Origin of the sequence: Paenibacillus violae, assembly GCF_032461945.1 — a bacterium.
In the GTDB taxonomy this organism is placed as follows: domain Bacteria; phylum Bacillota; class Bacilli; order Paenibacillales; family NBRC-103111; genus Paenibacillus_E; species Paenibacillus_E violae.
Genome location: NZ_JAWCUD010000005.1, coordinates 1 through 24,095 on the forward strand (window position 1 = coordinate 1; position 24,095 = coordinate 24,095).

The 24,095-nt window shown below is 47.1% G+C and carries 18 protein-coding genes, 12 tRNA genes and 2 rRNA genes; all 32 read left to right on the plus strand.

The features are described from left to right. Window positions 1-1,344 (plus strand): 23S ribosomal RNA (locus RQP52_RS15955); the annotation flags it as partial. A gap of 69 nt (window positions 1,345-1,413) precedes the next feature. Next, window positions 1,414-1,530, plus strand: a 5S ribosomal RNA gene (rrf, locus tag RQP52_RS15960). A 5-nt stretch (window positions 1,531-1,535) separates the two neighbouring features. After that, a tRNA-Asn gene (locus tag RQP52_RS15965) sits at window positions 1,536-1,611 on the plus strand. A gap of 2 nt (window positions 1,612-1,613) precedes the next feature. After that, window positions 1,614-1,689, plus strand: a tRNA-Thr gene (locus RQP52_RS15970). Window positions 1,690-1,703: 14 nt separating this feature from the next. Further along, window positions 1,704-1,778 (plus strand) — tRNA-Glu (locus tag RQP52_RS15975). Between the two features lie 15 nt (window positions 1,779-1,793). Continuing rightward, window positions 1,794-1,869: transfer RNA gene (locus RQP52_RS15980), tRNA-Val, on the plus strand. A 12-nt stretch (window positions 1,870-1,881) separates the two neighbouring features. Then, window positions 1,882-1,954, plus strand: a tRNA-Thr gene (locus tag RQP52_RS15985). A gap of 9 nt (window positions 1,955-1,963) precedes the next feature. Further along, window positions 1,964-2,035 (plus strand) — tRNA-Gln (locus tag RQP52_RS15990). A 10-nt stretch (window positions 2,036-2,045) separates the two neighbouring features. Further along, window positions 2,046-2,121: transfer RNA gene (locus RQP52_RS15995), tRNA-Lys, on the plus strand. Window positions 2,122-2,140: 19 nt separating this feature from the next. Further along, window positions 2,141-2,220 (plus strand) — tRNA-Leu (locus tag RQP52_RS16000). Window positions 2,221-2,258: 38 nt separating this feature from the next. Next, window positions 2,259-2,333 (plus strand) — tRNA-Gly (locus RQP52_RS16005). A gap of 8 nt (window positions 2,334-2,341) precedes the next feature. After that, window positions 2,342-2,418: transfer RNA gene (locus tag RQP52_RS16010), tRNA-Arg, on the plus strand. 22 nt (window positions 2,419-2,440) lie between these two features. Then, window positions 2,441-2,514 (plus strand) — tRNA-Pro (locus RQP52_RS16015). 7 nt (window positions 2,515-2,521) lie between these two features. Continuing rightward, a tRNA-Gly gene (locus RQP52_RS16020) sits at window positions 2,522-2,592 on the plus strand. Window positions 2,593-3,157: 565 nt separating this feature from the next. Further along, window positions 3,158-5,944, plus strand: coding sequence for a phosphoenolpyruvate carboxylase (ppc, locus tag RQP52_RS16025; protein WP_315952787.1), 2,787 nt, complete (start codon window positions 3,158-3,160; stop codon window positions 5,942-5,944). A gap of 30 nt (window positions 5,945-5,974) precedes the next feature. Continuing rightward, window positions 5,975-6,148, plus strand: a complete 174-nt coding sequence (locus RQP52_RS16030) for a hypothetical protein (protein WP_315952788.1) — start codon at window positions 5,975-5,977, stop codon at window positions 6,146-6,148. 114 nt (window positions 6,149-6,262) lie between these two features. Beyond that, window positions 6,263-6,859 (plus strand): RNA polymerase sigma factor SigW, encoded by a 597-nt coding sequence (gene sigW / locus RQP52_RS16035; RefSeq protein WP_315952789.1) that lies wholly within the window; start codon window positions 6,263-6,265, stop codon window positions 6,857-6,859. 69 nt (window positions 6,860-6,928) lie between these two features. Then, window positions 6,929-7,534 (plus strand): zf-HC2 domain-containing protein, encoded by a 606-nt coding sequence (locus RQP52_RS16040; protein WP_315952790.1) that lies wholly within the window; start codon window positions 6,929-6,931, stop codon window positions 7,532-7,534. A 179-nt stretch (window positions 7,535-7,713) separates the two neighbouring features. Beyond that, window positions 7,714-8,529: a diadenylate cyclase CdaA gene (cdaA, locus tag RQP52_RS16045; protein WP_127456697.1), complete on the plus strand. Its 816-nt coding sequence runs from the start codon at window positions 7,714-7,716 to the stop codon at window positions 8,527-8,529. Continuing rightward, window positions 8,522-9,817 carry a CdaR family protein gene (locus tag RQP52_RS16050; protein ID WP_315952793.1) on the plus strand — a complete coding sequence of 432 codons (1,296 nt, stop codon included), beginning with the start codon at window positions 8,522-8,524 and terminating at the stop codon, window positions 9,815-9,817. Before cdaA ends, RQP52_RS16050 begins: the two co-directional genes overlap by 8 nt. A gap of 28 nt (window positions 9,818-9,845) precedes the next feature. After that, window positions 9,846-11,186 (plus strand): phosphoglucosamine mutase, encoded by a 1,341-nt coding sequence (gene glmM / locus RQP52_RS16055; RefSeq protein WP_315953112.1) that lies wholly within the window; start codon window positions 9,846-9,848, stop codon window positions 11,184-11,186. Window positions 11,187-11,645: 459 nt separating this feature from the next. Then, window positions 11,646-13,475: a glutamine--fructose-6-phosphate transaminase (isomerizing) gene (gene glmS, locus RQP52_RS16060; protein ID WP_315952795.1), complete on the plus strand. Its 1,830-nt coding sequence runs from the start codon at window positions 11,646-11,648 to the stop codon at window positions 13,473-13,475. Window positions 13,476-13,689: 214 nt separating this feature from the next. Continuing rightward, entirely contained in the window at window positions 13,690-15,186 is a 1,497-nt protein-coding gene (locus RQP52_RS16065; protein ID WP_315953113.1) for an MDR family MFS transporter, read from the plus strand. A gap of 292 nt (window positions 15,187-15,478) precedes the next feature. Next, entirely contained in the window at window positions 15,479-16,651 is a 1,173-nt protein-coding gene (locus tag RQP52_RS16070) for an MFS transporter (protein ID WP_315952797.1), read from the plus strand. A 98-nt stretch (window positions 16,652-16,749) separates the two neighbouring features. Continuing rightward, the gene (locus tag RQP52_RS16075) at window positions 16,750-17,277 is read left to right on the plus strand and encodes a CBO0543 family protein (protein ID WP_315952798.1); all 528 of its coding nucleotides are present in this window, start codon (window positions 16,750-16,752) and stop codon (window positions 17,275-17,277) included. 132 nt (window positions 17,278-17,409) lie between these two features. Continuing rightward, window positions 17,410-18,678, plus strand: a complete 1,269-nt coding sequence (locus RQP52_RS16080; RefSeq protein WP_315952801.1) for an MFS transporter — start codon at window positions 17,410-17,412, stop codon at window positions 18,676-18,678. A 73-nt stretch (window positions 18,679-18,751) separates the two neighbouring features. After that, window positions 18,752-19,855 (plus strand): NADH:flavin oxidoreductase, encoded by a 1,104-nt coding sequence (locus RQP52_RS16085; protein ID WP_315952802.1) that lies wholly within the window; start codon window positions 18,752-18,754, stop codon window positions 19,853-19,855. 52 nt (window positions 19,856-19,907) lie between these two features. Next, entirely contained in the window at window positions 19,908-20,480 is a 573-nt protein-coding gene (locus RQP52_RS16090) for a TetR/AcrR family transcriptional regulator (protein ID WP_315952803.1), read from the plus strand. A gap of 99 nt (window positions 20,481-20,579) precedes the next feature. After that, window positions 20,580-21,167, plus strand: coding sequence for a TetR family transcriptional regulator (locus RQP52_RS16095; protein ID WP_315952805.1), 588 nt, complete (start codon window positions 20,580-20,582; stop codon window positions 21,165-21,167). Between the two features lie 172 nt (window positions 21,168-21,339). Next, window positions 21,340-22,080 (plus strand): SDR family oxidoreductase, encoded by a 741-nt coding sequence (locus RQP52_RS16100; RefSeq protein ID WP_315952806.1) that lies wholly within the window; start codon window positions 21,340-21,342, stop codon window positions 22,078-22,080. A gap of 109 nt (window positions 22,081-22,189) precedes the next feature. Then, window positions 22,190-22,708, plus strand: a complete 519-nt coding sequence (locus RQP52_RS16105) for a TetR/AcrR family transcriptional regulator (RefSeq protein ID WP_315952807.1) — start codon at window positions 22,190-22,192, stop codon at window positions 22,706-22,708. Between the two features lie 155 nt (window positions 22,709-22,863). After that, complete coding sequence (locus RQP52_RS16110; RefSeq protein WP_315952809.1) at window positions 22,864-24,078, plus strand: mandelate racemase/muconate lactonizing enzyme family protein; 1,215 nt, start codon at window positions 22,864-22,866, stop codon at window positions 24,076-24,078. Window positions 24,079-24,095 lie beyond the last annotated feature (17 nt).

The following is a 24,095-nucleotide window of genomic DNA, read 5'->3' on the forward strand; positions in this document are numbered from 1 at the left end:
TTTAAGTACCGAAGGTCATGATTTCACACTGCCAAGAAAAGCTTCTAGCCAGGCGAAGGTGCCCGTACCGCAAACCGACACAGGTGGGTGAGAAGAGAATTCTAAGGCGCGCGGAAGAACTCTCGTTAAGGAACTCGGCAAAATGACCCCGTAACTTCGGGAGAAGGGGTGCCTCGGTAGGGTGAATAGCCCGAGGGGGCCGCAGTGAAAAGGCCCAAGCGACTGTTTAGCAAAAACACAGGTCTGTGCGAAGCCGCAAGGCGAAGTATACGGGCTGACGCCTGCCCGGTGCTGGAAGGTTAAGAGGAGTGGTTAGGGGGTAACCCCGAAGCTATGAATTGAAGCCCCAGTAAACGGCGGCCGTAACTATAACGGTCCTAAGGTAGCGAAATTCCTTGTCAGGTAAATTCTGACCCGCACGAATGGCGTAACGACTTGGGCGCTGTCTCAACGAGAGATCCGGTGAAATTTTAATACCTGTGAAGATGCAGGTTACCCGCGACAAGACGGAAAGACCCCATGGAGCTTTACTGCAGCTTGATATTGGACTTTGGTACGATCTGTACAGGATAGGTGGGAGCCTTTGAAGCCTGAGCGCCAGCTTGGGTGGAGGCGCCGTTGGGATACCACCCTGATCGTATCGGAGTTCTAACCTGGTACCGTGATCCGGTATGGGGACAGTGTCAGGTGGGCAGTTTGACTGGGGCGGTCGCCTCCTAAAATGTAACGGAGGCGTTTAAAGGTTCCCTCAGAATGGTTGGAAATCATTCGCAGAGTGCAAAGGCATAAGGGAGCTTGACTGCGAGACCTACAAGTCGAGCAGGGACGAAAGTCGGACTTAGTGATCCGGTGGTACCGAATGGAAGGGCCATCGCTCAACGGATAAAAGCTACCCTGGGGATAACAGGCTTATCTCCCCCAAGAGTCCACATCGACGGGGAGGTTTGGCACCTCGATGTCGGCTCATCGCATCCTGGGGCTGAAGTAGGTCCCAAGGGTTGGGCTGTTCGCCCATTAAAGCGGTACGCGAGCTGGGTTCAGAACGTCGTGAGACAGTTCGGTCCCTATCTGTCGCGGGCGTAGGAAATTTGAGAGGAGCTGTCCTTAGTACGAGAGGACCGGGATGGACGTACCGCTGGTGTACCAGTTGTCTCGCCAGAGGCACCGCTGGGTAGCTATGTACGGAGGGGATAAGCGCTGAAAGCATCTAAGCGCGAAGCCCCCCTCAAGATGAGATTTCCCAGTATGTAAGACCCCTTGTAGACGACGAGGTTGATAGGTTCGAGGTGGAAGTGCGGCAACGTATGCAGCTGACGAATACTAATCGGTCGAGGGCTTAACCAATAAACCTAAGAATCAAACCTTTACGCAAGTTTCGTATCTAGTTTTCAAGGCGCAAACACGCTTTGACTGTTTGGTGATGATGGCGGAGGGGATCCACGCGTTCCCATCTCGAACACGACCGTTAAGCCCTCCAGCGTCGATGGTACTTGAACCGCAGGGTTCTGGGAGAGTAGAACGTTGCCAAGCAGTATTCCCTGATAGCTCAGTTGGTAGAGCACTCGACTGTTAATCGAGTTGTCACAGGTTCGAGTCCTGTTCGGGGAGCCATTGCTTCCATAGCTCAGTCGGTAGAGTGCATCCATGGTAAGGATGAGGTCACCGGTTCGATTCCGGTTGGAAGCTCCAGTAGTTTTTTGTAAGGCCCGTTGGTCAAGTGGTTAAGACACCTCCCTTTCACGGAGGTAACAGGGGTTCGAGTCCCCTACGGGTCACCATTACGTATTTCCCATGGAGGCTTAGCTCAGCTGGGAGAGCATCTGCCTTACAAGCAGAGGGTCGGCGGTTCGATCCCGTCAGCCTCCACCATTAACTGTATATGCCGTTGTAGCTCAACTGGTAGAGCAACTGACTTGTAATCAGTAGGTTGGGGGTTCAAGTCCTCTCGACGGCATGTTATTATTGGGGATTAGCCAAGCGGTAAGGCAACGGACTTTGACTCCGTCATGCCAAGGTTCAAATCCTTGATCCCCAGTTTCTTTTATGAGTCATTAGCTCAGTTGGTAGAGCACCTGACTTTTAATCAGGGTGTCGTAGGTTCGAATCCTACATGACTCACCATTTGCCTTATTTAGAACATGCGCGTATGGCGGAATTGGCAGACGCACTAGACTTAGGATCTAGCGGGCGACCGTGGGGGTTCAAGTCCCTCTACGCGCATTAAATCCTCAGCAGTATTTATACTCCTGAGGTACCCTGCGGAAGTGGCTCAGCGGTAGAGCATCGCCTTGCCAAGGCGAGGGTCGCGGGTTCGATCCCCGTCTTCCGCTCCATATTTTAAGCGCCCTTAGCTCAGCTGGATAGAGTATTTGACTACGAATCAAAAGGTCGGGAGTTCGAATCTCTCAGGGCGCGCCATTTTTTATTAGTTATACCGTATCGGGATGTAGCTCAGCTTGGTAGAGCACCTGCTTTGGGAGCAGGGGGTCGCATGTTCAAATCGTGTCATCCCGATATACGCGCGGGTGTAGTTCAATGGTAGAACTTCAGCCTTCCAAGCTGGTAGCGTGGGTTCGATTCCCATCACCCGCTTCACAAAAAGAGAAAGCCACCTTCGGGTGGCTTTTTTTTTTGCGCCTGGTAAGGAGAAGTATGATTGATGAGGATTTAATGCAGTTAGGAGAGGAGAAAGGGAACTGGAGTCCGCTATTTCAAGCAAATCAGCGTAATTCCCAATTAGGGGGAACTATAGGGCTTTATTTGCCCCAAGAGCAAGTATATTAACTGAAATTGACGAAATAGCGTTCCATAGTTCCCTACGAGGGACGGATGTAAGGTTCTCTAGCTAAATAGAGGCCTGTAGTTCCGTTAACAAATGCATAGCTTAGGTTCTTCTGAGAAAGCATGTTTATAGAGAGCGAGAGATATAAGAAAGGGTCGCCTAGGGCGGCTTCTTTTTATTTCCAAGAAGGGAAAAGACATGTAAAGTACTTCGCACATACATTAATTACCACAGCCTAATTAGGTCTTTTTTTATTTTACTACTATGTGCAAAGAGCGGATTGTGGTAAAATATTCTGAAATGAGTTTTTATAACGTTTAGCTTTTATAGAGAGAAGCATTAATGCAACATAGTGAATAGATGAGGTGGAGAGTTATGTTAGAGAATGTAATCGGCCTACAAAAGCAAGGAACGAATAATCTGCTTCGCAGGGACGTACGCTTCTTGGGGCACATACTAGGTGAAGTTCTGGTACATCAGGGCGGCAATGATCTCCTCGATGTTGTCGAGAAAATTCGTGAGATGAGTAAGTCTTTAAGAGCACACTATGTCATTGAAATCTATGATGAGTTCAAAGAAACGATTTCTTCGCTTGATCCGGAAATTCGCCATCAAGTGATCCGAGCATTTGCTATTTACTTCCAACTAGTTAACATTGCTGAGCAGAATCATCGGATTCGCCGTAAAAGAGACTACGAGCGTTCCTCGGGTGAGTCCGTGCAGCCTGGTTCCATAGAGAGCATTGTTCAGGAACTAAGAAACAATCATATCCCTTTTGAAGAAGTACAAGAAATTCTTAAATCTATCTCTTTAGAACTTGTCATGACTGCTCATCCTACGGAAGCAATGCGTAGAGCCGTACTTGATATTAATCTGCGTATTTCGGAAGATATGATGAAGCTGGATAATCCGATGCTAACTTCCCGTGAGCGTGAACAACTGCGTGAGAAGCTGCTTGGAGAAGTTCTGAATCTATGGCAAACGGACGAGCTGCGTGATCGTAAACCGACGGTCATCGATGAGGTTCGCAATGGGTTGTACTATTTTGACGAAACTTTGTTCGATGTGCTGCCGGAGGTTTATCATGAGCTTGAACGCTGCTTAAATAAATATTACCCGCAGGATACATGGCACGTGCCATCTTTCTTGAAATTCGGTTCATGGATTGGTGGCGACCGTGATGGTAATCCATCTGTGAGAGCGAATGTAACATGGGAAACGCTAGGATTGCACCGTCAACTGGCTTTGCAAAAGTATGAAGAGGTTCTTAAGGAAACTCTAGAGCACATGAGCTTCAGCAAAAATATTGTGACGGTTAGCGATGCCTTATTGGAGTCCATTCAATGCGACCGCGTAGCACTTGGTAATGTGCAGGATGTATGGCGCAATGAGAAAGAGCCTTACCGTATCAAAACAACATATATGATCGAAAAGGTGCATAACACGGGCAACTCTAATGTGCCGACAAGCCAGAAATATAACAGCCCTGACGAATTTATTAGTGATCTGCAAATTATTGATGCTAGCTTGAGATCGCATTTTGCGGATTACGTAGCTGACAAATATATTAAAAAGCTGATCCGCCAAGTTGAACTGTTCGGCTTCCACTTAGCTGCTCTAGATATCAGACAGCACAGTAAAGAGCATGAATCGGCGATGACAGAGATTTTAGCGAAAATGGGCATTACGAGTGACTACAGTAAGCTCTCTGAAGAAGAGAAAATCTCGCTTCTGACAGATGTATTGAATGATCCAAGACCAATCACTTCAACTTACCTGGATTACTCCGAAGGTACGAAGGAGTGTTTAGATGTTTACCGTACGGTAGGCGAAGCGCAGAAGGAGTTTGGACGCAATTGTATCAATAGCTACCTAATTAGTATGACACAGGGTGCTAGTGATCTTTTGGAAGTTGTAGTGTTTGCGAAAGAAGCAGGCCTATATCGCAAAGAGAACGATGGCAGAGTAACAAGTACGCTTCAATCGGTACCTTTATTTGAGACGATTGACGACTTGCATGCGGCACCAGGCATTATGAGCACACTGTTAGCAATTCCTGCTTACCGAGACAGCCTTGATCCGGATACTCAGCTTCACGAAATCATGCTTGGGTACTCCGACAGCAATAAAGACGGCGGAGTAATTACAGCAAACTGGGAGCTTCGTATGGCGCTTCAGGATATCACTGAAGCAGCGAAAAAATTTGGCGTGAAGCTGAAGTTCTTCCATGGCCGTGGGGGCGCACTGGGGCGCGGCGGAATGCCGCTTAACCGCAGTATTCTTGCACAGCCGGTAGAAACGCTTGGCGGCGGTATCAAGATCACAGAGCAAGGGGAAGTATTATCTTCTCGCTATTCCTTGCAAGGGATTGCTTATCGCAGCTTAGAGCAGGCGACTTTTGCTTTAATTACAGCGTCCAAACTATCGCTTTCCCCACAAAGACTTCCACAAGAAGACAAGTGGGAGACGATTATGCGAGGTATTTCGGAGCAAGCACAGACGAAATATCAGGATCTCATTTTCCGGGACGAAGACTTCTTAACGTTCTTCAAAGAATCCACACCGCTGCCTGAGATTGGCGAGCTGAATATCGGTTCACGTCCATCCAAGCGTAAAAATAGCGACAGATTCGAAGATTTGCGTGCGATTCCGTGGGTATTCTCATGGACGCAAACTCGTTATTTGCTTCCTGCATGGTATGCGGCAGGCACAGGTCTGCAAAGCTTTTATCAAGGAAATGCAGCGAATCTAGAGACTTTAAAAGAAATGTATGAAGATTGGTCTTTCTTCCGTACAATGATTGATAATCTGCAAATGGCGCTTGCCAAAGCGGATCTGCAAATTGCGAAAGAATACGGGAATTTAGTGAAGGAATCGGCGATTGCAGAGCGTATTTTCAACCTCATTAGGGAAGAATATGAATTAACTTCTTCGATCATTTTGCAGATTACAGGGCAGCAAGAAATTTTGGATAATGTACCTGTTATTCAAGAGTCAATTCGCCTTCGTAACCCTTACGTTGATCCACTGAGCTATATGCAGGTTGAACTGCTTACAGAGCTTCGTGCCCTGCGTGAAAATAATGAAGACGATGCAATTCTGCTGCGTGAAGTGCTGCTTACAATTAACGGCATTGCAGCTGGGCTGAGAAACACTGGCTGATACTATAGAGTGCATAAGTGTATAAACAGGATGATAAAGTCGGGGGCCTCGTATATCGAGCGCAGCTCGACTTTTCTTGTTCTATACAAGATCTGTTTTCCGCGAATCGGCAGCACACATGTGGGGATGTTAGGTTCGGTTGAGCTTCCTGTGGCGATTATCGCTGCGTTTTTCATTATTGTGGAGCCGGCAAATGGGTTATAATGGATAGGGATGGGTTTAATTTTGGTTGGAATCTTAATTTCTGAAAACAAGACGTAATTTTTGCGTATGTATTAGAAAAGAGTCGAATTGCCTAAGAAGCCGGAGGAAAACGAATTGAATTTTGTTGAAGCACGTCTGGCTAAACTGGCCAGAAATGGGGATCGAAATGCTTTTGCGGAGCTTGTAGAGCTCTATAAGGATAAGATCTTTCACTTGGCTTACCGTATGCTGAATAACAAACAAGAGGCCGAGGATGCGGTGCAGGAAACGTTCTTGCGCGTATATACGAATTTGCACCGATATGATGAGAATCAGAAGTTTTCAACTTGGATTTTTCGAATTGGGACGAATCTGTGTATCGATAAACTGCGTAGAAGAAAGAATACGTATTCATTAGACGCGGAAATGCCGGACGGAGAAGGCAATGATTATTATACGATGCTGCCAAGTCTTGAAGACACGCCTGAGAAACAAATAATCGTGTCCGAGACGCAGGAGCAGATTCGTAGAGCGATTGATACCTTACCGGAAAAATATAAATCAATCGTCATTTTGCGCTATTTGCAGGATATGTCTCTTCAGGAGATCTCTGAGGTACTTGATATGCCCGTAACAACGATCAAAACACGAGTACACCGTGGCCGAGAGTATTTACGCAAACGGTTAGAACAGGAGGAACAAGATGCCAATACAAATCCTGTTCCAAGGTGAAACATATTTAAATTCGAAACGTATGGTATATCACAACATGCAAAAGTCTAAGAAAGGGGTGGCTGCCCGGTGAACTGCAAAGAAGCCCTCCCGCTCATACATGAATATCTAGACGGTGATTTGCAAGGATCGGATTCTCGGCTATTAAAAGAACATCTGATTGCTTGTCAGGCCTGTCATGCGTTATTCAAACAATTAGAGAAAACAGATGCGCTAGTTAGAATGCTGCCACCACTAAGAGCTTCTGATACGCTGACAGATCAGATTATGAGCGGACTGCCTCCAATGAAGCAAAGAAACGGCTGGATGGACTTCATTCGCAGGCATCCTGCTGGATCTGTGGCTGTCGTTTTCGGCGCCGTTATGTTCGGTAGCTTCATGTCCATGTGGAATGATGATACGAATTTGATGGTCAAAGGAAGCAACCTGCAGGATGTAGTTATCCAAGGGGATACGGTCATTGTACCGCAGGGTCATACTGTGCAAGGAGATCTCGTTGTGCAGCGGGGAACCTTGAAGGTGGAAGGCGATGTAACAGGTAATTTAACTGTTATCGATGGCACACTGAATTTGGCGTCAACCGCGCATATATCGGGTCAGGTTACACAGGTGAATGAAGCAATTGGTTGGGTTTGGTATAAATTAGGCGAGTTCGTAGGGATGCTCTCGAATTAGCTTGAAACGTCTGCCGTTGGCTTTGAGCCGAAGGGGGCGTTTTTTTTTTAGGTACATTGAACCAAATCAACTGGGAAACACTCAGATAAAGAGAGAAAAATAGAAGTATACTTAGGATTATGTTATGATTCTAGGTATAGAGAGATCACTGTGTTCAGTCGCCTGGGGGAGAATAATAAATGGACTTACTCACGAGCATCTCGGCTAAGGATATCGTTGATATTCTGATCGTTAGCTATGTGATTTATAAATTAATCCTGTTAGTTCGTGGGACAAGGGCCATTCAGCTCATGAAGGGTATTCTTGTTGTCGTCATTACATGGGTATTTAGTATTTGGTTTAAACTCAGTACGCTGCAGTGGATGATGAATCAAACCTTTACGTTTGGGGTATTGGGCGTTATTATTATTTTTCAACCCGAGCTTAGACGAGCCTTGGAACAATTAGGCCGCGGGAAGCTGTTTAGTCGCTCCTCAAGCGAAGAGGATCAGGACGTAAACAAACGGATTAGTGAAGTCATACGGGCTGCGAATTATTTGGCCAAAAGAAAGATAGGGGCCTTGATTGTGTTCGAGAAAGAAACCGGTTTGACGGATTACGTGGAGTCCGGTATTGCCATAGAGAGTAAAATCAGCGCAGAGCTGTTGATCAATATTTTTATTCCGAATACGCCGTTACATGACGGAGCGGTTATTATACGTCAAGGGCAATTAATGGCCGCGGGCTGCTACTTGCCGTTGTCTGAAAATCCATTCATCTCCAAGGAGCTTGGCACGCGTCATCGGGCCGCTATTGGGATGAGTGAGGTCTCAGATGCGATGTGTATCATTGTATCGGAGGAGACCGGCCAGATCTCATTGACGATGAACGGTCACATTGTACGGGATATTAAAGAGGAATCCCTGATCGCGAAACTGTTCGAAGAGCTTAAGCCGAAGGCAAAAACAAATGAGAAGAACCCTTTCTTGAAATGGAGGGGGCGTTCGAATGGATAAATGGTTGCGTAATACGAATGTGGTGCGCATCGTTGCGCTTGTAATTAGTATTTTGCTATGGGTTGTCGTGCATATGGAGGAGACGAATATATCGGGAAGTTCACCTCTCCGGCAACGGGAAGAAACGATTAATAATGTGGCCATCACAACGAAATATGATGAAACTCATTATCATATCTCGTCGATGTCGCCGGCGAATGTGCAGATCATCCTTAGCGGGAAAGAGTCTGCCGTGAAGAAAGTAACAGCTAGCAATACGTATCAAATTGAGCTTGATCTAACTCAAGTAGGCAAAGGGGATCATCAGCTTGCGCTGAAGCCAGTAGGGTTTCCAACGGATGTCGAAGTGCAAATCATTCCTAGAACGGTCCACGTGATCATTGAAGAGCTGCAAATGAAAGAAGTGCCTGTTGTGATTAACGTCAAGGGCACACCATCAGCAGGGCTGAAAGCCGGCCAACCGATTGTGAAGCCTAACAAAGTGTACATTACTGCGCAAACAAGCAAGCTTGAGCAGATCGAGAATGTGCGCGGCGAGGTTTCCGTGGATAAGGCGCAGTCTGCCGTAACAAAGCAAGTGAAGCTGCAGGCTTTTGATAAGGAAGGCAAAGAAGTCACTGTGAATATGAATCCGCCTGTCGTGGATGTTGAGGTGCCGATAACAAGTCCGTTCCAGACGATACCTCTGCAATTGAAGATAAGCGGAGAGCCGCCGAAAGGATTTGCTATTTCGATGGTGACGCAAAGTCCAGACAAAGTTACGGTATATGGCACTCAGGATGTTGTGGATCGGATGGAATTTTATCAGGGTCCGCAGCTGAATATTCAAGATCAGAAGGAAACAAAAGAATATTCACTGGACATTCCTTTGAGGAATAAAGTAACACAACTGGATCCCGCCAAAGTTACTGTGAAAGTAGAGATTGTTCCTTCTATTACCAGAGCTTTGGAGAATGTCCCGATTACTATCATCGGTGCAAATGAAAACTATGTAACGAAGGTGACGACGCCGGAATCGGCGCAGCTGAACATAACGGTTGAAGGAGCTCCTACCATCATTGATCAATTAAAGGTGCAGGACGTTCAAGCTATTCTGGATGTAAGTAATTTGCCGCCTGGGAAGCACGAACTGAAGGTTACTCTGAACCTTCCAACGTATGTCAAGCTTGGATCACCGCAAGATGTGAAAGCAACTGTAGAAATCAGCGAGAAAGCAGCAGCAAATACAACAGCAAATGGAGCACCTAGTGCATCACCAAGTGCTTCACCAAAAGCAGCAAATCCATAATGGGATGAGACAAGAGGAGAAAAGAGACATGGGGAAATATTTTGGTACAGATGGTGTGCGTGGCGTCGCCAATGGCGAGTTGACACCAGAATTAGCTTATAAGGTAGGCCGCTGTGGCGGGTATGTATTAACAAGACAGGCCAAGCATCCGAAAGTCGTGATCGGGAGAGATACACGGATTTCGGGTCCGATGTTGGAAGCATCCCTCGTAGCAGGGTTGCTATCTATTGGTGTTGAGGTTATTCGCATTGGTGTTGTAAGCACACCAGCGGTGGCTTATTTAACGAAAAAGCTCGGAGCGGATGCAGGCGTTATGATCTCCGCTTCCCATAATCCGGTTGAGGATAATGGGATCAAGTTTTTTGGGGGCGACGGCTTCAAACTTCTGGACGAGACGGAGCTTGAGATTGAACAGCTGCTTGACGCAGCTGTAGACGAGTTACCTCGCCCGGTTGGCGGCGAGATCGGGACGGTTTCAGACGACCCGGATGCGAAGCTAGCCTATCTGGCGTTCTTGAAAGAGACGGTATCCGAGTCTTTCACCGGATACAAAGTTGTTCTTGACTGCGCGAACGGCTCAGCCTTCGAGCTGGCTCCTGCGATCTTCCGCGAGCTCGGAGCGGAAGTCATCACCATCGGCGCTGAGCCGAACGGCCGCAATATCAACGATCATTGCGGCTCCACGCATCCTGAGAAGCTTCGCGAAGAAGTGGTGAAACATGGCGCAGCCATTGGTCTTGCTTTTGACGGGGACGCGGATCGCTTGATCGCGATTGATGAGAAAGGCGAGGAAGTCGACGGAGACTTCATCTTAAGCATTCTAGGAGATGCGCTGAACCGCGCAGGCAAGCTCAACCACGGCACAATTGTGACGACGGTGATGGCGAATATCGGCTTTTTTAAAGGGATTGAAAAAGCGGGTCTTAAAGCATTGCAAACGGCGGTAGGCGACCGCTACGTGATGGAAGAGATGCGTAAAGGCGGCTATAACTTAGGCGGAGAGCAGTCCGGACATGTTATTTTCCTTGATTACATCTCGACGGGAGATGGCATTTTAACAGCCTTACAGTTGGTGAACACGATCGTTGCGTCAGGGCATAAACTGAGTGAGCTAAAAGGAATTATGCGTAAATTCCCGCAGCTGCTCGTTAATGTTCGTGTAGCGGATAAGAGCAAGCTCAAGAATAATACGGTCGTCGAAGAAGCTATTCGCAAGGTGGAGGCAGAGCTTGGGGATAACGGACGGGTTCTTGTACGCCCTTCGGGAACAGAGTCTTTAATCCGTGTTATGGCGGAAGGACCGGATAAAGAGCAAGTTGAGGCTTATGTACATGATATTGCGAAGGTTATCCAAGAGCAATTGGTATAACGATTCGGTAAGATGAAGTTTATTGAGGTTCCCCTTTCGCGCTTTTTAGCATTTATGTGTGCTTTTCTGGGCGAATAGGGGGATTTTGATAGAAAAAATAAGTTGCACGATGACTGAAAAATGAATATGATGTATTTACTCAAGAAGGAAAGGCAGGGTAGAGGTTAATCATTTACAAATAGCGCCAGAACTCGCAGGCGGAACGGGAATGTAGTCTAAACTACTACTACGCAGGTGAGTTGACGAGGTGAAGGTGTTCGAAACATTCGGCGGGGACCTTCCGGCATTAGGAATGCCGTTAAGTTGGAGAGCAAAAACGCTTGGGCGACCGGGCTGACAAGTATCCAACGTCCGTTTCTTTTTCATGCGAACTTATAGGTAATCGTTAAATATATGGATTTGGATCTTTGAAAAATAGCCTTGTTGAATAGGCTCATAAAACTATGGAGGTACTATACTATGTGCGGAATCGTTGGTTATATTGGAAAGCGTAATTCTCAGGAAATTTTGCTGGAAGGGCTGAAAAAGCTTGAATATCGGGGCTATGACTCTGCAGGTGTAGCCGTGTATACAGCAAATGGTCTGGAAATTAAGAAGGCAAAAGGCCGCATCGCGAATCTTGAATCCAAGCTTGAGGAAACCCCTCTGAACGGAAGCGTTGGGATCGGACATACGCGTTGGGCGACGCACGGTAAGCCGTCAGATGTGAATTCACATCCTCATACGGATAATTCGATGAAGTTCTCCGTCGTGCATAACGGGATCATCGAAAATTACATTGCTCTGAAAGAGGAGCTAACCGCGAAAGGCCACCAGTTCGTCTCCGAAACAGACACAGAAGTGATCTCACACCTCATTGCTGATCTATACGAAGGAGATATCCTTAAAGCTGTTCAAAAAGCCGTAAAACAAATGACAGGCGCATTTGCATTGGGCGTCTTAACAGAGTATGAACCGGATCGTCTAGTTGCCGTACGTCAAGCAAGTCCTTTGATTATCGGTATCGGTGAAGGAGAGAACTTCATTGGCTCCGATATCCCGGCTATCCTCGAATATACGCGTAATGTGTTTATTCTAAATGATGGCGAAATGGCGCTGTTGACGCGAGATGGTGTCGAATTAATGACCTTGGAAGGGAATTTTATTTCCAGGGAAATGTTTCATGTCGATTGGGATATTGTTACGGCGGAAAAAGCCGGATTCGATCACTTTATGTTGAAAGAAATCTACGATCAGCCTAAAGCTTATCGCGACACAATGGGAAGCCGTATTGCAACGGATGGGCGTACAGTAACGTTAAATGAGCTGTCGATCACAGCGGAAGCAATACGCAACATCAGTAGAGTGCATATTGTGGCCTGTGGAACGGCGTATCATGCAGGGATGGTTGGGAAATATGTAATTGAGAAAATGGCACGAATTCCGGTTGAAACGGATGTTGCGTCCGAATACCGTTATCGTTCCCCAATTATCACGAAGGATACGCTTGTGATTGTTGTTAGCCAATCCGGTGAAACAGCGGATACGCTCGCAGCACTTCGTGAAGCAAAGCGTTGTGGTGCGCACGTAATGGCGATTACCAACGTAGTCGGCAGTTCGGTTGCTCGTGAAGCGGATGATATTATCACAACTTGGGCGGGACCAGAGATTGCCGTAGCATCGACAAAAGCTTACACATCCCAGTTGATTGCTTTCTATCTGCTTGGTATTCATTTGGCACAAACAATTGGTACACAAACGGAGTCGGAAATTGCTGAGATGATATCAGCTTTGAAACAGTTGCCGGAACAAGTTGAAGAAATTCTTGCACAAGCGGAAGATCTGAAAGCTGTAGCAGAAGAGATGGCGAAACATGATAACCTCTTCTTCATTGGTAGAGGTTTGGATTATGCAGTAGCGTTAGAAGGTTCTCTGAAGCTGAAAGAGATCTCTTATATTCACTCTGAAGCTTATGCGGCAGGTGAATTGAAACACGGTACGCTAGCGCTGATTGAGGATGGCGTTCCTGTCATCGCGCTAGGTACTCAGCTTGAACTGCTGGAGAAAACGGTTAGCAATATTAAAGAAGTAAAAGCGCGCGGTGCGAATGTGCTTGGGATCGCTGTTGAAGGCGAGCATGAGCTGCTGAAGTCAGTAGACAGCACGTTTGTGATTCCGAAAACGCTGGATGTTCTTTCTCCGGCATTGTCGGTTATTCCGCTGCAATTACTTTCGTACTATGCGTCCTTGGCGCGTGGGAATGATGTTGATAAGCCGCGGAATTTGGCGAAGAGTGTGACAGTGGAGTAAATCTTCTATGTTTATATCAAAAAAAAGAAACCATTACCTATGAAAAGGTGATGGTTTCTTTTTGTTTTCAGGTATAATCGATAGCTTAATTGACAAATTAAAATAGAGTCCAACAACGCCCCTTTCTCAGAGTCTATCGAACAACACAGAATGAATAGTTCCTCAGTCATGATTATCAATCATCTAGAGCTCGATGAGCAGAAAGCAGGGATCCATGTCAGCTCCTACGCAAGAAAAACCAACGACGGCCGGAGGGAACGACTTCTCGCTAAAAGCCATTCTGCCGCCGCTCATGGCGATTATTGTCGGTATGATCATGGTTATTCTAGACAGTACAGTGGTCAATAATGCAATTCCAAAACTTGTTGAATACTTTAACACCGATCTGAAGACGATTCAGTGGACCGTCACCGGCTATACGCTGGCCTTATCTGCTGTTATCCCTCTTGCAGGCTGGATGACCGATAAATTCGGCTCCAAGCAAATTTTTATGGTTACTATTGCCTTGTTCACGATCGGATCTGTGCTGTGCGGCATCGCGCAAACGCCGGAACAACTAATCATATACCGTGTCATTCAAGGCTTAGGAGGCGGCATGGTATCCCCAATCGGGATGGCGATGGTGTTCAAGCTGGCGCCTCCAGAGCGCCGCGGATCCATCATGGGTGTGCTCGGTATTCCCATGCTGATGGCTCCGGCTTTTGGCCCGGTGTTATCCGGTTGGTTGGTCGATTCCGTCAGTTGGCATTGGATATTTATCATCAATCTGCCGATCGGTATTATCGCCTTCATTCTCGGATATAAATATTTGCCGAAGTCCGTCCGTCATAAGGCGCCACATCTCGACGTTCTTGGTATGTGCCTCGCTCCGATTGCCTTCTCCATGTTGGCATACGGCGTAAGCGAAGGAGGCACTAGCTGGACCTCAGCTTCAACGATTACGGGCTTGGCGGTCGGAGGTATAGCGCTGATTATCTTTATCTTCGTAGAACTGTCACAGAAGGAGCCGCTGCTAGAGTTGAAAGTATTCAGGTCGTCCGACTTTACACGGAGTATTATCTTGACATGGATCGTACAGCTCGCGTTGTTTGGCGCAATGTTGATTGTGCCTCTTTATTTGCAAAGCGTCATGCACTACACGGCTCTTGAGACGGGTTGGATTCTGATGCCTCAGGCGATATTCGCAGGAATCGGAATGCCAATCAGCGGCCGGCTGTTCGATAAAATCGGTGCGCGTCCCCTGGCCTTCGGCGGTCTTGCTGCCGTATCTGTTGCTCTATTCATATTGTCGGGCATCTCAGTGAATACCTCACTGTGGGTTATCATCCTCTGCATCTGCATCATGGGTCTGGGCATGGGTTTCTCCATGATGCCGTTAAATACTCATGTCCTGAACTCTGCGCCTCGAAACCTAGTGAGCCGTGTCACACCGCTGACAACAGCCGCTCAGCAGGTCGTGGTCTCGTTTGCGGTCGCAGGCTTGACCGGTTACCTGACATCGCAGATCACATCGTACGCGGCAAGTGCTGGAGCGGGAGCGAACCCGCTGAACGCGGTTGTGCAGGGTTACGGCGACACGTTCTTCTTGTCTGCGTGCATTGCGACTGCGGGTGTGGTGCTGACGCTCATTTTACGAAAACCGAAAAAACTCAAAGAAGAAGGAACCGCTGGCGGAGAAAATCCCGATCCCGCGATGATGATGGGGCACTAACCGTGAGTCAACTTTTTCGATTCACTTCTATGGAAATAGCCTTGGCCGGTAGTTGGCTAAGGCTTTTTTAAAGATCGGAAGAGGATTAAACTGCGGAGAGATTTGAGTAGGTAAACATGATCATTCAGACGACTGTACATAATACCCATTGACATGGTACAGATCTGTCTGTATTATTTGTTATTGAATATGGTACAGACCTGTCTCTATCATATATGAGATTTTGGAGATGTGGGTGGATAATAATACGATATTCAACTATTACTAGTCATGGAGAGGAGAAAGACGAAATATGAAAAAAATGCTCTGGATCATTCTTATGATGTCATGCGGAGCTACCTTTATATCATCCTTGTTCCCTGTATATGGGAAGTATTATCACTTGAGCAGTCTGGAAATCACCATTTTGTTCGCGGTATATGCCGTTATTTTGCTGCCTACCTTGCTTATTGTGGGAGCCAAAGCGAACTCATGGGGATTGAAAAGGGTACTTCGCATAAGTATATGGATATCTATTATATCGACGCTGCTCTTTATAGTAAGCCAGAACGTCTGGATGCTCTATACGGCAAGGATTCTCGAAGGGATCGCGTATGGGGCTTTTACAGGTACCGCCACTGCTTTTCTATTAAAACAGACCTCTTCCAAGAAAATAAGTACAGCAATCAAGTTCTCGGGCGTAATTGTTAATCTGGGCTTTGGTATGGGGCCGGCTATTTCAGGTTTAGTTGTGCAATATATACACATTCAGCCGCTGCGTATGCCATTTTGGTTTTTACTTGTCATGTTAGTAATTTCTTTAGTACTCCTAGAACTGTTACCGAAAGCTGAAGATTCCGAGAAGCCGGCAAAAACGAAGATTTCACTGGGTATTCCCAACAATATTCGTTCGCACTTCTATTCAATAATCGGACTTCCTGCCTTTATTTTTTTCATGTTAGGTGGAATTGTACTATCTCTCATTCCTTCTTTCGTCAAAAGCGTAATCCATACTTCTAACCTTTCTATAGCGGGATTGTTAATGCTCATGCTTCTTGGTGTGGGCGGCTTGATGCAATTCTTCCCATGGTTGCAAAATCCGGTTACACGGATGCGTATTGGTATCGTCTTCCTAGCCGTCGGACCTTGGATAACTGTTTTTTCCGGGCAGAAAGAAAATTTATTTTTACTAGGGACTGGCATGCTCATTCAAGGGATTGGCGCTGGATGGTCGTTTCAAGCCGCTTTAAGGTTTGCCGGCCAACTGCCTAAGCCAGAAGAACGGCCACGAGTCATTTCAGCCTTTTATTTGTGCGCCTATGCGGGGTTCATCATTCCTCCTATAGGAGTTGGTGTGCTGACTCAATTTTTCAGTTTGAACTTCTCATTGGTTGTTCTAAATTCGGTCGCCGCTCTACTCGTTGTGTATGTATTGATTTACTCCGTCAAATTTAAACGGTATTATTCAACAATTACATCCCATTAAACATTAATGGTGAAAACTATTTCTGTCTCAACTCATATTTATACGCATTTGATAGCACACTACGGTTAAGAGATTTATTCTATGAGGAGGTAATCACGTTGGAAAAATTATTATTAAGGATGCTGTTTCTGTCTTGTGTGGCAGCTGTACCCTTTGTTTTGAAGCGTAAAAACTTGCTTATGCTCTTAATCGTGTTCTTTGCCAAAGGTGTGCTCGCGGTTACATTAGATTCCTACTTTATTAAAAAGAAGAGCATTGCTTATCCAGCACGTCCGTTCCCCAAAATTTTTGATACAAATATTCTTTACGACTTTTTATTCTACCCGCTATTAAGCGTAATTTGGGTAAGAGTGACTTATAACAGCAAACCGGCGGAGCTAATGCTCAGAAGCCTGTTCTTTAGTGTCCCTATGTCTCTGTTGCAGTGGGCTTTAGAAAAGAAAACGAAATTATTCAAATGGAATTCATGGACAGTCTTGCATACTTTTGCATCGCTCAATTTCACTTTATTTACGATACGAGGATTTGTAGGGTTAGTTAGAAGATTACTGCCGAGGGATGGATTATTACAAGTAGAAGAAAGCAAATATGACAGTGCGGAACTAACCGCTAAGGCAGCAGGTTGACCCATAAAACATCCTGATGAAGAAGCCATTCGTCGGGATGTTTTTTTCATTGACAATATTGAAACCTGTAGTGTAAGATACAGATTATATTTTGAGAATGGACATTCTCAATAATCAGAAGGGGTGAAAGAGATGTTGAAGGAAAATAAACTCTCCAAGTTTTATTATGGCTGGGTTGTTATAGGTATTGTGTTTCTATCATTGCTCGTCTCGGCAGGCATAAGTTCCTTTCCGAGTGTATTAATTCAGTCGCTTGAAACAGAATTTGGCTGGACGCGAGCATCTATATCAGGCGTTATCTCCATTCGTATTTTATTATATGGGCTAATTGGTCCGTTCTCGGCCGCTATGCTGGCTAAATTCGGAGTTCGTCGAACCATGGTTTTCGCCATTATATTGATGCTGATTTCATTAGGGCTTACACCATTCATCACGGCAGTTTGGCAGCTTATCCTGTTGTGGGGGGTACTCGGCGGTATTAGTACGGGAGCTTTGGCTAATGTCTTGGGAATAACAGTTGCAAATCGTTGGTTTGTGAAGCACAAAGGGTTGGTAATCGGCATGCTTACAGCGAGTGCCGCAACCGGTCAATTGCTTTTCCTTCCTTTGTTAGCCAAGATTACGAGTGACAGTGGTTGGCGTAATGCTGTTTATGTCATAATGGCGGCTCTTCTTATCCTGCTGCCAGTCGTTGCGATCTGGATGAGAAACCATCCTTATGATAAAGGCTTAGCTCCATTTGGTACTACGGAAATAGTGAAGCCAGCGCCTTTCCAAGGGAACTTGCTGCTTACCCCGATCCGCACACTATTCTCCGTGATGAAGAATCTGACATTCTGGATGCTGGCGGGGACCTTCTTCTTTTGCGGATTCTCAACAAATGGACTGATTGGTACACACCTAATCGCAGCCTGCGGAGACAGTAATATTCCCATTGTCACAGCTGCAAGCTTACTCGCGTTGATGGGAATATTTGATCTTGTAGGTACTACGTTTTCCGGTTGGTTATCTGACCGTTTCGATAGCAGATGGCTGCTATTCTGGTATTATGGACTGCGCGGCTTATCACTAATCTTCCTGCCTTATGCACTTGGTACAGGTTATACGCAGCTTACGGTATTCGCAGTGTTCTACGGACTGGACTGGATCGCAACGGTTCCACCGACAGTGAAATTGACCTCTGATGCATTTGGTAAAGAGAAGGCAGGCATGGTTTTTGGCTGGATTCTGGTTGCTCACCAAGCGGGCGCTTCTACGGCAGCTTATGGCGCAGGTTTCCTGCGTGAACTTCTCGGCAGCTACACGGTGCCGTTTGTTGCCGCTGGTTTCGTCTGTCTGCTTGCAGCGATTGTAGCGCTGAGAATTCGCAGCAGAAAAGCGGCGGCTGTAGCAGCAGCTTAACAAATAATTAAGCTAAACGAAGGAAAAGGTAACAGTGACGATCGTGATGAAACACGACAGATGGAGGGATCCCATGAGTATTGGCCAAAAGCAATCCATTCAACCGTTATTTCAACCTTTCACACTTAACCAACTTACCTTAACTAATCGTATTGTTATGGCTCCTATGACAAGAAGCTTTTCTCCGAATGGCGTACCAGGGGCCGATGTGGCTGCTTATTACCGTAGACGCGCAGAGAACGGAGTCGGTCTAATAGTGACAGAGGGAGCTGTCATCGACCATCCTGCTGCGACAGGCGACCCGAACATCCCGCACATGCATGGGGAAGATGCGCTAAACGGCTGGACTCATGTTGTGAAAGAAGTGCATGCAGCAGGCGGGAAAATTATTTCCCAACTTTGGCATGTGGGGATTACCAGGAGGACTCGCTCAGAGCCGAATCTGGAGGCTGCTTCCATCTCCCCCTCAGGCATTGACTTAATGGGGGAAAAAGCAGGTGAGCCCATGACGGAATCAGAGATTGCCGACGTCATTAAGGCTTATGCGAATGGCGCTGCCAATGCCAAGCGGATTGGTTTTGATGGTATTGAGCTGCACGGGGGCCACGGCTATTTGATTGATCAGTTTTTCTGGGAAAAAACGAATCAAAGAACGGATCGCTATGGCGGCAGTCTCGTGGCACGGACGCGTTTTGCAGTTGAGATTATCGAAGCATGCCGACAGGCGGTCGGACCTGACTTTCTCATCATTCTGCGGATCTCGCAGTGGAAAATAGGTTCATATGGCGCCAAACTGGCAAAATCACCGGAGGAGTTGGCTCAGTTTCTGGCACCGCTCGTGGAAGCGGGTGTGGACGTATTCGACTGCTCGAGCCGGCATTTCTGGGAGCCGGAGTTCCCTGGCTCAGATCTGAATTTTGCAGGCTGGACCAAGAAATTGACCGGCAAGCCGACCATCACCGTCGGTTCGGTGGGGCTTGAATCCGAGCCGTTTGACCACAAAGATGAGCACGAAATGATCGACGAGTTGGTGGAGCGGCTTGACCGTAAGGAATTTGATCTGGCTGCAATCGGCCGCGCCATGTTGGCAGACCCGGCCTGGGCGGCAAAGATTCGCGAAGGTCGCGACAATGAGCTGATTCCGTACACAGCGGATCGTCTGAAAGACCTGATGTAGGTGTCAGCCGGATCAAAATGCTATACTAATCTCTGTATGAAGGAGGTAGCGTATGGCTAGGAGCAGAGAGTTTGAAGTGAATACCGTACTGGGCAAAGCGATGGGCGTTTTCTGGGAAAAAGGATATGAAAAAACATCCATGCAGGATCTGGTTACGGAAATGGGCGTCCATCGTAGAAGCATCTATGATACCTTTGGAGACAAGCATGATCTCTTTATGAAAGTGATTGACCGTTACGAAGAAGTGGTCGGTACTCGTATCTACCATGCTGATGGGCATACATCACCGAAAAAGGCGATTAGAGAAATTTTTGAACGAGTGATTGGTAAAAAAGAAGATAACCCCCGCGGATGTTTAATGGTCAACACCGCTGTGGAGCTCGCTATACATGATGAGGAAGCTGCGGCTAAGGTCAATGAGAGCTTTTCCAAGACGGAGGCACGCTTGCAAGAACTTGTTGAACTCGGTATACAATCGGGAGAAATAGCCGCGGGGCAGGATGCTCGAAAGCTTGCGCAGTTTTTAAATAATACGTTGCTTGGGCTGCGGGTTCTGGTCAAAACGACGGAAGATGCAGAGAAACTGCAAGGCATTGTAGATACAACGTTATCTATGCTTGATTGACGGATTCATTGAGACAAATGACAGAAAACCATAGTTGATACTTTAAGTTTGTTTATTCCTTGTGCTATGATGAGAATCATACTTAGGGAGAAGACCGATATGGCGAATGATCAACCCTTAACAAAGGAAGCAATTCTAGAAGCCGCGGAACAGGTTCTGCGACGCTATGGCCCAGAGAAAACATCTGTCGTAGATGTTGCCAAAGCACTGCAAGTCAGTCACGGGACCTTGTATCGACACTTCCCGAGCAAAGCTGCTTTGCGCGAAGCCGTGACTGAGCGTTGGCTGCACAGGATTGCGGAACCTCTGCAGGAGATTGCGGATCGATTGGATGGCAGTGCTGCAGAGCGGCTGCGGACATGGCTTCAGGCGCTGATCCAAAGTAAACGGAAGCATGTTGTCGAGGATCCGGAGATGTTCGGCATGTACTCGGCGGTGACTTTGGATGCCGTTGAAATGATTGCGGAGCATGTCCAACATCTAATCGGTCAGATGACGGCTATTATCGCAGATGGAGTGAATGCGAAGGAGTTTCGTTCTGGCGAACCTGAGGCTATGGCAAGAGCTATTTTTTTCGCAACAACGAGATTTCATCATCCCGCTCATGCCTATGAGTGGTCCACTTCAACGATTGAGCAAGAGTTTGATCTGGTGTGGGAATTAATCCTTTCGGGGATTCGCAAGTGATAGAAAGACCTGGCGGAGTAATTATCCGCTGGGTCTTTTTTTCATACAGCGGCGGATAAGCCGTCGAAAGTATAATGACAGATATATAATTTTGTCAGTTGTAATTTGTTATCGTTATACATATAATAGACTCATAAGCCAAACAATGAAGGTAACGAGGAGGAATCATCGCATGTCTAACTTATCCGGGAAAGTAGCCATCATAACAGGAGCATCCAGAGGGATCGGAAGAGAGATAGCCGAGCTTCTCGCCAAGCATGGCGCGAAGGTCGTCATTAATTTCGCCAGCAATCCTACTAAAGCCGAAGAAGTGGTTGCGAGCATTAAGCAAAACGGCGGAGAAGCTTTGCCTGTCCAGGCGGATATTAGCCGAGTATCCGATATCGAGCAGCTTTTTCAGACAACATTAGCCGCGTACGGTCAAATCGATATTCTTGTCAATAACGCAGGCATTATGATCACAAAGCCGCTGGCTGTCATGACGGAAGAAGACTTCGACAAGCAGTATGCCATCAATGTAAAAGGCACTTATTTTGCGATCCAGCAGGCGCTTAAGTATATGAATAAAGGCGGCCGCATTATTAATTTCTCAACATCCGTTGCCGGGATGATGTTTCCTACCTATAGCGCTTATGCAGGCACGAAGGGAGCCGTTGAGCAGATTACGCGCCAGCTCACCAAAGAGTTAGGACCGGCGGGGATCACGATTAACGCGGTAGCACCAGGCCCTGTAAATACCGAACTATTCACCATCGGTAAGTCAGAGCAGCAGATTCAAGGGATCGCGAATTTAAACGCCTTTGGCCGTTTGGGAGAACCGGAAGATATCGCAGGCGCCGTGCTTTTCTTGGCCGGCGAAGAGTCGCGTTGGATCACCGGCCAAACCATCCGAATTAACGGCGGCATGGTGTAAAAGCGGCAAGTTAGAGTTGCAATCTACAACTTTGTGGTATATACTAGGTCCGATTAGTGATTGACCAATCACTAATCGGACTTTTTAATAGATGAGGAGGTCGCGGCCAATGGTGAAAGGTGTAACGTCTACCGATCGACGCAATGATATTATTCATTCCGCTGTCGAAGTATTTGCCGAATTCGGTTATTATCGTGCGACTACTGCGCAAGTTGCAGAACGCGCTGCTATTTCGCAGCCTTATGTGTATCGATTCTTTACCAAGGAGTCGCTCCTGGAAGCTGCACTGGAACTCTCATGGCAACGCATCCTTCAAGCTTTCCAGCGCGTGAAGGAAACTACATCGCCAGAGCAGCTGGAACTTGGCTTCATCCGCGCTTACGAAGAGATTACGGAATCGCACAGAAATGAGATTTTGCTGCAGATGCAGGCACAGACGATCCAGGAAGCACCCATCCGTGCTGTCATGAAGAGGGGGATGAATGAGGTGAAGCAGTTCGTGATGCAGGCTTTTGAGGAGGCAGGACTCCAAGAAGCTGAAGAGCGGACGACGATGTTTTTGGCGCGGGGGATGCTTTGCAACGTTTCCCTGGCACTGGATATGCCCGATTTGATGATAAAGAGATAAAATAAATTTTTTTCACTATTAGTAATTGATTGAACAATCACAACATAGGAGGGCCAGCGCATTCAGCGGCCTTCTTCTTTGTCGTTTATCGGAAAAGTCCAACATGTTTTCTCCTTTAGGCAAATATCAGGGCAAATGGATTTGTTACAATGCATATGAAAGCTTGTAAAGCTTGTAATGGCGCTTACTTCTCTATTATGGAAAGTGAAAGGACAGGTTGCGGAATGATCATTACCAATGTGGAGACATTCATCGTCGGGAACTCATGGAAAAATTGGCTTTTCGTCAAACTGCATACGAAGGAAGGCATTTATGGCATCGGTGAGGGAACCCTCAATGGGTTCGCCAAAACGGTGGAAGCGGCTATTCATGAGCTGAAGCATCTGTATATCGGGATGGACGTTCATGATGTAGAAACCATCGCACTCAAAATGACACGCGACGTTTATTCGGATGGCGGTCAAATCCAGGGCTCGGCCTTGGCTGCAATTGAAACCGCTTGCTGGGATATTATCGGCAAAGAGGCTGGACTCCCGCTGTATAAGCTATTGGGCGGCAAATGCCACGAAAAGCTGCGCTGCTACGCGAACGGGTGGTACCGGGGACCGCGTGATCCGCAAAGCTTTCATGAGAAGGCAAAGGACGTTGTCGCAAGAGGCTATACGGCGCTAAAATTTGATCCTTTTGGTAACGCTTGGCGTACCGTGGATAGGAAGGATTTTCGCATTGGACTAGACATTATCGCGGCGGTTCGTGAGGCGGTAGGTCCAGATGTTGACCTTCTCATTGAAGGCCATAACCGCTTCAGTGTACATACAGCGCTTCAATTTGCAGAAGCAATGCTGCCGTATGAGCCTACCTGGTTCGAAGCGCCGGTGCCTCCGCAGCGGATCTCCTCCATGGTCGAGGTAGCGAAGCGCAGTCCCGTGCCGATTGCCTGCGGCGAGGACTATTACAATCGCGAACAGTTCGCCGAGCTGCTGCAGCATGATGCGGTCCATATCGTGCAACTGGAGCCGCAATATCTCGGCATCTCCGCTTCCAAGCAAATATGCGGCATGGTTCATGCGCATGGCGGTGTTACAGCTCCGCATAGCGCTCAGGGGCCGATCTGCTCGGTAGTTTGCGCGCATTTGAATATGGCGACGCCGAATTTCTTCATCCATGAAATTTTTGACGAATTTAATGAGCCGTGGGAAGAACACCTGCTTACACCTCCGCTGAAGGTTGACCGCGGCTATCTGCTGCCACCTGAGGGTCCTGGTCTAGGCATTGACCTTAACCTGGAAGAGATTGCGAAACATCCGTATGATCCCGGTCACTGGCTCCCCCTGTTCAAGCAAGGGTGGGAAAAACGCGAGAAGCATTGACTAAGCGAGGCGAAGCA

What these genes read in the sequence shown, in the direction of transcription:
- glmS (WP_315952795.1), top strand. Translation starts at nt 11,646, where the DNA reads ATGTGCGGAATCGTTGGTTATATTGGAAAGCGTAATTCTCAGGAAATT.
- RQP52_RS16110 (WP_315952809.1), top strand. Translation starts at nt 22,864, where the DNA reads ATGAAAGCTTGTAAAGCTTGTAATGGCGCTTACTTCTCTATTATGGAA.
- glmM (WP_315953112.1), top strand. Translation starts at nt 9,846, where the DNA reads ATGGGGAAATATTTTGGTACAGATGGTGTGCGTGGCGTCGCCAATGGC.
- RQP52_RS16050 (WP_315952793.1), top strand. Translation starts at nt 8,522, where the DNA reads ATGGATAAATGGTTGCGTAATACGAATGTGGTGCGCATCGTTGCGCTT.
- RQP52_RS16030 (WP_315952788.1), top strand. Translation starts at nt 5,975, where the DNA reads ATGATAAAGTCGGGGGCCTCGTATATCGAGCGCAGCTCGACTTTTCTT.
- cdaA (WP_127456697.1), top strand. Translation starts at nt 7,714, where the DNA reads ATGGACTTACTCACGAGCATCTCGGCTAAGGATATCGTTGATATTCTG.
- RQP52_RS16090 (WP_315952803.1), top strand. Translation starts at nt 19,908, where the DNA reads ATGGCTAGGAGCAGAGAGTTTGAAGTGAATACCGTACTGGGCAAAGCG.
- RQP52_RS16080 (WP_315952801.1), top strand. Translation starts at nt 17,410, where the DNA reads ATGTTGAAGGAAAATAAACTCTCCAAGTTTTATTATGGCTGGGTTGTT.
- RQP52_RS16095 (WP_315952805.1), top strand. Translation starts at nt 20,580, where the DNA reads ATGGCGAATGATCAACCCTTAACAAAGGAAGCAATTCTAGAAGCCGCG.
- RQP52_RS16100 (WP_315952806.1), top strand. Translation starts at nt 21,340, where the DNA reads ATGTCTAACTTATCCGGGAAAGTAGCCATCATAACAGGAGCATCCAGA.
- ppc (WP_315952787.1), top strand. Translation starts at nt 3,158, where the DNA reads ATGTTAGAGAATGTAATCGGCCTACAAAAGCAAGGAACGAATAATCTG.
- RQP52_RS16105 (WP_315952807.1), top strand. Translation starts at nt 22,190, where the DNA reads ATGGTGAAAGGTGTAACGTCTACCGATCGACGCAATGATATTATTCAT.
- RQP52_RS16085 (WP_315952802.1), top strand. Translation starts at nt 18,752, where the DNA reads ATGAGTATTGGCCAAAAGCAATCCATTCAACCGTTATTTCAACCTTTC.
- RQP52_RS16065 (WP_315953113.1), top strand. Translation starts at nt 13,690, where the DNA reads ATGTCAGCTCCTACGCAAGAAAAACCAACGACGGCCGGAGGGAACGAC.
- RQP52_RS16070 (WP_315952797.1), top strand. Translation starts at nt 15,479, where the DNA reads ATGAAAAAAATGCTCTGGATCATTCTTATGATGTCATGCGGAGCTACC.